The sequence below is a fragment of the Streptomyces sp. NPDC000941 genome (assembly GCF_053599555.1).
The window spans coordinates 1-4,910 of record NZ_JBSFMM010000407.1; the positions used below are offsets into that span (position 1 = coordinate 1).

The following is a 4,910-nucleotide window of genomic DNA, read 5'->3' on the forward strand; positions in this document are numbered from 1 at the left end:
CCTCGCTCACCGCCGGAGCCTCCCGCATCTTCGAAGGCGGCGCGGTCAACCAGACCGTCGTCGAGATGGAACGAGGCTTCCTGTTCATCATGTCCGTCTCCGACGGCTCCTCCCTCGCCGTACTCGCCCACCCGGACTGCGACATCGGCCTCGTCGGCTACGAGATGGCCCTGCTCGTCGACCGCGCGGGCAGTGTCCTCACCCCGGACCTGCGCGCCGAACTGCAAGGCAGCCTGTTGAACTGACCGACCATCCGCCGCCCACCCGCTCGGCTGACAGGCCGAACGCCCCCCAAACGGCACCGACCGACGGCGACACCGTCACCTTCCTGTCCCGACCGGAGGACCCATGACCCCGCCCCCTGCCTCGCCTGGCCCGTACGGCGGCCATCATCATTCGCCGTACGGGAGTGAAGGCGACCAGCCGTTGGTGCGCCCGTACGCGATGACCGGTGGCCGGACCCGGCCTCGCTACCAGCTCGCCATCGAGGCACTGGTCTCCACCACGGCGGACCCCGCGCATCTGCAGGGGCTGCTCCCCGAGCACCAGCGGATCTGTCATCTGTGCCGGGAGGTCAAGTCGGTCGCCGAGGTGTCCGCACTGCTCAACATGCCGCTGGGGGTGGCCCGGATCCTGGTCGCCGACCTGGCCGAGGCGGGGATGGTGGCGATCCATCAGCCCGGCGGCAACTCGGACGCGGGCGGGACTCCGGATGTGACACTGCTCGAAAGGGTGCTCAGTGGACTTCGCAAGCTCTAGCGGCGGTGCCCCGACGGCCCGTGCGACCACTTCGGCCAAGATCGTGGTGGCGGGCGGCTTCGGCGTGGGCAAGACCACGTTCGTCGGCGCGGTCTCGGAGATCAACCCGCTGCGCACCGAAGCCGTGATGACCTCCGCCTCGGCCGGGATCGACGATCTGAGCCATGTGCAGGACAAGACCACGACGACCGTGGCGATGGACTTCGGCCGTATCACGCTGGACGACGACCTGATCCTGTATCTGTTCGGCACGCCAGGACAGGACCGGTTCTGGTTCATGTGGGACGATCTGGTCCGCGGCGCCATCGGCGCCGTCGTCCTCGTCGACACCCGCCGTCTCTCCGACTGCTTCCCCGCGGTCGACTACTTCGAGAACTCCGGGCTCCCCTTCGTCATCGCCCTCAACGGCTTCGACGGACACCAGCCCTACACTCCCGAAGAGGTGCGGGAAGCACTCCAGATCGGCCCGGACACCCCGATCATCATCACCGACGCCCGCCACCGCAGCGAGGCAAAGAGCGCGCTTATCACACTCGTGGAGCATGCCCTGATGGCTCGGCTGAAGTAGGGGTAAAATCCCGGAAGTTGTCCGAGATCCGTTGACCGGAGCGGGCTGTGTCCTATGACACGGCCCGCTCGGGCGTTCATAACGTTTCGACAGAGAAATAGATGGGATTCGATACGGAGCGCGTTCGGACAGCTCCGTTGCGCGCTCAATTAGTTAGCCGTTTGACATGTCTCGCCCGTAACGCCCCTTTTATCTCTGGTCCAGACAACTGGTCGGACGGTTTGCCGACTGTTTGGAAAGCACCGACACAGCATGCTGGAATTCGCTGAACTGGGCGGTACGGGCTCAGCTGGGAACGGCACGACACAGGTGCCGACGCCGAGAGGTTGTTGGTCGAGTGAGGCGAAGCATGCCGGACTCCGCGAAACAGGAGCGGGGGAACTTCACCCCGCCGCCGCGCACAGCGGCGCCACCCGCCGGTGCGACGGAGCCCCCTGTCGCGGCCGGCGGACGCCTGTCGCCGCGGAACTGGCGGGTGCCGGCCCGCCTGAACGCGATCATGCTCATCCCCGTTCTGGTCGCCCTGCTCTTCGGCGGCTTCCGCGTCCAGTCCTCCGTTTCCACCTGGAACGCGGCCGAGGACGCCGAGCGCACCGCCCGGCTGGTCCGCGCGGCCGCGTCCTACAGCCACGCTCTGGTTGACGAGCGCGACCGCACCGCGGTTCCGCTGCTCACCGGTTCCGCCGAGGACGAGGTCAAAAAGGCGCGGGCGGCGACCGACGCCGCGAAGGCCGAGTTCGACAAGTACGCCGCGGACATGCCGAACACCGCGAGCCTCAAGCGTCGCCTCAAGGCTTTTCAGGCGGTGGAGCCGCAGCTGGCCAATCTGCGCCGGTACGCGTACACCGACCGGCTGAACGGGGTGAAGACCGAAGAGGGCTATGTCGCGGTCGAGCACTCACTGTTGGAGTTCGCAAACGAACTGGGTCTGGGCACCGGCAACATCACGTCCTACGGCCGCACCGTCTACGCGGTCTCGCTGGCCAAGGGAGCTGAATCGCTCCAACGCTCCATCGGCAGCCATCTGCTGGTCAAACCCGGCCCCTCGGCCGTCGACCGCAAGACCCAGCTCACCGCCTTCGGCTCGTACGTCTACCTGGAGAACATCGCCCTCACCGAGTTCCAGTCGGCCGGCCTCCCCGAGGACGTGGCCCGGCTGAAGCAGGCCATGGCGGAGGGGAAGAAGCAGAGCGAGGCGCAGGTCAAAGAGGCCCGGCGGAAGGCCGCCGCCGAGGACCGGCAGTTCGTGGTGCCGCCCTCGATGGAGCAGATGATCGAGGCCATCGGCAGCGGCGAAAAGCCGGCGGCCCTCAAGGAGCGCGGCATCACCCCGGAGTCGTGGTTCGCCGCTTCCACGGCCAAGTTCGACGCCTATCGCGAGATCGAGAACGACCTCGTCGACAAGGCGGTGAACGAGGCTTCGCAAATCTCCGCGAACGCAAAGCGCGACGCGTTGGTGAACTCCGCCATCGTGCTGCTCGGCCTTCTGCTGGCCTTCGTCGTGGCGAGCCGGATGGCCCGCTCCATGAGCCGCAGCATGCGGCAGCTGCGCAACACCGCCTTCGACGTCGCCGAGCAGCGGCTGCCCATGCTGGTCGACCAGCTCTCCAAGGCTGATCCGGGCCGGATCGACACCCGGGTGACCCCGATCCCGATCACCACACGGGACGAGATCGGCGAGGTGGCCCGGGCCTTCGACCAAGTGCACCGCGAGGCCATCCGGCTCGCCGCCGAGCAGGCGATGCTGCGCGGCAACGTCAACGCGATCTTCACCAACCTTTCCAGCCGCAACCAGGGCCTCATCGAGCGCCAGCTCTCGCTGATCTCCGAACTGGAGAACCGCGAGGCCGACCCGGACCAGCTCGAGCACCTTTTCCGGCTGGACCACCTGGCGACCCGTATGCGGCGCAACGGCGAGAACCTGCTGATCCTCGCGGGCGAGGAGCCGGGCCGTCGCTGGAACCAGCCGGTGCCGCTGATCGACGTGTTGCGCGCAGCCTCCTCCGAGGTGGAGTCGTACGAGCGGATCGAGCTGGCCGGCGTCCCGGAGACCGAGATCCACGGCAACGCCGTGACCGACCTGGTGCACCTGCTCGCCGAGTTGCTGGAGAACGCCACCACGTTCTCCTCGCCGCACACCAAGGTGCGGGTGACCGCGACCCGGCTGCCCGACGGCCGCGTGATGATCGAGATCCATGACAAGGGCATCGGCCTGACCGCCGAGGACTTCGCGGACATCAACCACAAGCTGGCCAATCCGCCCACCGTCGACGCCGCCGTCTCGCAGCGCATGGGCCTGTACGTGGTCGGCCGCCTCGCCGACCGGCACCACATCCGGTGCCAGCTGCGCCCGTCGGGCGAGCAGGCGGGCACCACCTCGCTGGTGATGCTGCCGGACGCGATCACGCACGGCGGAGGCGGCGAGGAGCTGCCCGGGAACCAGGACTTCACGGTCTCCCCCCGGATCGGCCAGGAACAAGCCCAGCAGGCCCAGCAAGCCCTGCAGGCGCCCCAGGCCCCGCAGGCCATCCCCCAGGCCCCTCAGCCCCCTGTGGCCCCGCAGATCGTCCAGCCGCAGACCGCCCCGGAGCCCGCCGCGCCGCGCACCGCCGCCGACTTCGGCTTCGACGACTCGGCATACGGCGGCGATCCGCTGTTCGGGCCCCTGGAACAAACCGGGGCATCCGCCCCCGCGCCGCCGACCGGACCGGCCATGCCGTTCCCGTCTTCTGCGACGTATTCCGAACCGGAATCGGAATACGGGACCGTAACAGGCGCCGCGGAATCCGGACCGCCGCCGTACGCCGACTTCACTTCCGCTTCCCATCAGGGAAATTGGAGCGACACCGGTTCGTTTGAGTCGCCCTTTGCATCAAACTACCCAGTACAAACGGAATCTGGGCCAAGCGCTCCCGAAGTTGCCTCGGAAAGCGTAGAGTTCCACCGTCCGGGACCCTCCCCGAGCACCATCAGCTCCCTGACCGACGCCGGCCTCCCCCGCCGCGATAAGCAGTGGCAGCCGTCGGAGGACTCAGGGACCCAGCAGCCGACCGCGGAACCGGCGGCGCCCGCGGCGCCGGAGCTGCCCGGTCAGGACTCGGGGGAGCACACTTTCCCGGACACCTTCACGTGGCACCCGGAGAACGACCAGCGCTGGCACCGAGCCGAACAGCTGCGTGAGCCGAAGGCCGGCGGGATCACCTCTTCCGGTCTGCCCCGGCGAGTGCCCAAGGCCAACCTGGTCGAGGGCACCGCGGAGTCGACCGGAGCGGGCGGCCCCCAGGTCTCCCGCGCGCCGGAGGACATCCGCGGCAGGTTGAGCAACCTGCGCCGCGGCGTCCAGAAGGGGCGCCAACAGCGTGACCAGCATGACCAACAGGGCTACGGCCCCGGCAGCAGCTACGATCAGGAGCGTTAGTGTGAGCCCGATGAGCCAGGCGGCGCAGAACCTGAACTGGTTGATCACCAACTTCGTGGACAACACCCCGGGGGTGTCGCACACGGTGGTGGTCTCCGCCGACGGACTCCTTCTGGCGATGTCCGAAGGCTTTCCCCGTGACCGAGCCGACCAGCTGGCGGCCGT

The 4,910-nt window shown here is 68.1% G+C and carries 5 protein-coding genes; all 5 read left to right on the forward strand.

Annotated elements, in window-relative coordinates:
- Positions 1–245 (forward strand): roadblock/LC7 domain-containing protein (locus ACWDSL_RS51845; protein WP_450496563.1); only part of this gene is annotated, 245 nt, incomplete at its 5' end.
- Positions 246–348: 103 nt separating this feature from the next.
- The gene (locus ACWDSL_RS51850; RefSeq protein ID WP_043486671.1) at positions 349–759 is read left to right on the forward strand and encodes a DUF742 domain-containing protein; all 411 of its coding nucleotides are present in this window, start codon (positions 349–351) and stop codon (positions 757–759) included.
- The gene (locus ACWDSL_RS51855; protein ID WP_450496564.1) at positions 740–1,327 is read left to right on the forward strand and encodes a GTP-binding protein; all 588 of its coding nucleotides are present in this window, start codon (positions 740–742) and stop codon (positions 1,325–1,327) included. The genes ACWDSL_RS51850 and ACWDSL_RS51855 overlap by 20 nt, the downstream gene beginning before the upstream one ends.
- Positions 1,328–1,676: 349 nt before the next feature.
- A complete protein-coding gene (locus ACWDSL_RS51860; protein WP_450496566.1) occupies positions 1,677–4,745 on the forward strand; it encodes a nitrate- and nitrite sensing domain-containing protein in 3,069 nt (1,022 codons plus the stop codon).
- A 10-nt stretch (positions 4,746–4,755) separates the two neighbouring features.
- Positions 4,756–4,910: roadblock/LC7 domain-containing protein (locus tag ACWDSL_RS51865; protein ID WP_356211799.1), on the forward strand; the 155-nt coding region annotated here is incomplete at its 3' end.

What these genes read in the sequence shown, in the direction of transcription:
- ACWDSL_RS51860 (WP_450496566.1), top strand. Translation starts at nt 1,677, where the DNA reads ATGCCGGACTCCGCGAAACAGGAGCGGGGGAACTTCACCCCGCCGCCG.
- ACWDSL_RS51850 (WP_043486671.1), top strand. Translation starts at nt 349, where the DNA reads ATGACCCCGCCCCCTGCCTCGCCTGGCCCGTACGGCGGCCATCATCAT.